Origin of the sequence: Mesorhizobium sp. M1A.F.Ca.IN.020.06.1.1, from assembly GCF_004023265.1 — a bacterium.
Taxonomy (GTDB): Bacteria; Pseudomonadota; Alphaproteobacteria; order Rhizobiales; family Rhizobiaceae; genus Mesorhizobium.
Genome location: NZ_RZSR01001063.1, coordinates 1 through 1913, shown reverse-complemented (window position 1 = coordinate 1913; position 1913 = coordinate 1). Strand labels below are relative to the sequence as shown.

2 protein-coding genes are annotated in these 1913 nt (G+C 64.8%); both read left to right on the top strand.

All coding sequences use genetic code 11. The features are described from left to right. Nucleotides 1-1239: lipoprotein-releasing ABC transporter permease subunit (locus EOA60_RS30930; protein WP_128312466.1), on the top strand; the 1239-nt coding region annotated here is incomplete at its 5' end. Continuing rightward, the coding region (locus tag EOA60_RS30925) for an ABC transporter ATP-binding protein (protein ID WP_164899687.1) at nucleotides 1239-1913 on the top strand (675 nt) is incomplete at its 3' end. The genes EOA60_RS30930 and EOA60_RS30925, both read left to right, overlap by 1 nt.

Here is a 1913-nt window from a genome sequence, read left to right as displayed (position 1 = left end):
GGCTTCGAGCGCATGGTGGCGTGGCGCTACCTGCGTTCGCGGCGCAAGGAGACGGTGATCTCGGTCATCGCCTCGATCTCGTTCCTCGGCATCATGCTGGGCGTCGCCACGCTGATCGTCGTCATGGCGGTGATGAACGGTTTTCGCGCCGAGCTGCTCACCCGCATCCTCGGCGTCAACGGCCATCTGATCGTGCAGCCGCTCGATTCGCCGCTGGAGGACTATGCGCAGGTGGCGAGCCGCATCAACGGCGTTGCCGGCGTCAAATACGCCATCCCGCTGATCGACGGGCAGGTGCTGGCGCAAGGCAATGTCGGCGGCGGCACCGGCGCGCTGGTGCGCGGCATTCGCGCCGAGGATCTCAACAAGATCTCGATTGTGTCCAGCAACATCAAGCAGGGCACGCTCGACGGTTTCGACACCGGCGATGGCGTGGCGATCGGCAAGCGCATGGCCGAGAATCTCGGGCTGGTGCTCGGCGACACCATCACGCTGATCTCACCCGAAGGCGACGTTACCCCGCTTGGCACCACGCCCCGCATGAAGGGCTACAAGGTGGCGGCGATTTTCGAGGTCGGCATGTCGGAATATGACAGCTCGATCGTCTACATGCCGTTCTCCGAAGCGCAGCTCTATTTCAATATGGACGGACGGGCGCAGACCATCGAGATCTATGTCGACAATCCCGACAATGTCGATGCGCTGAAGCCGTTGGTCGAGCAGGCTGCGCAGCGGCCGGTCGACCTCGTAGACTGGCGCCAGCGCAACGAGACCTTCTTCTCGGCGCTGCAGGTCGAGCGCAACGTCATGTTCATGATTCTCACGCTGATCGTGCTGGTGGCGGCGCTCAACATCATCTCCGGCCTCATCATGCTGGTGAAGGATAAGGGGCACGACATCGCGATCCTGCGCACCATGGGCGCGTCGCGCGGCGCGATCCTGCGCATTTTCCTGATGACCGGGGCTGCGATCGGGGTGACCGGGACCATCGCCGGCGTGCTGCTCGGCGTCGTCATCTGCCTCAACATCGAATCGATCCGCCAGTTCTTCTCCTGGATGACCGGCAGGATCCTGTTCAATCCCGAGCTCTATTTCCTCAGCCAGTTGCCTGCGAAAATGGACCCGCGCGAGACCACCTATGTCGTCATCATGGCGCTCAGCCTGTCTTTCCTGGCCACGGTATTTCCGGCCTGGCGGGCAGCCCGGCTCGATCCGGTCGAAGCCTTGAGGTACGAGTGATGGCCGAAGCCATTATCGAGCTTAAGGGCGTCGAGCGGCACTATGTCCAGGGGCCGCGCAAGCTGACCATTCTGAACGGCGCTGACTTCTCGCTTAGGCGTGGCGAGATGGTGGCGCTGGTGGCGCCGTCGGGCACCGGCAAGTCGACGCTGCTGCATACGGCGGGGCTGCTCGAGCGGCCGGACGCCGGCGACGTGATCCTCAGCGGCCGCGCCTGTGGCCGGCTGTCGGATGACGAGCGCACGGCTATCCGCCGCAACGATGTCGGCTTCGTCTACCAGTTCCATCATCTGCTGCCGGAGTTCACCGCGCTCGAAAACATCATGATGCCGCAGCTGATCAAGGGGCTCGGCCGCAAGGAGGCATCCGAGCGGGCGGCGCAGCTTCTCGACTACATGCAGATCGGCAAGCGGGCGCAGCACCGGCCGGCCGAGCTATCCGGCGGCGAGCAGCAGCGCGTGGCGATCGCGCGCGCGGTCGCCAATGCGCCGCTGGTGCTGCTGGCCGACGAACCTACCGGCAATCTCGACCCGGCCACCGCCTCCTACGTGTTCGATGCGCTGGAGGCGCTGGTCAGGCAGTCGGGGCTGGCGGCGCTGATCGCCACCCACAATCACGAGCTGGCCTCGCGCATGGACCGGCGGGTGACGCTGGCAGAAGGCAAGGTGGTGCCG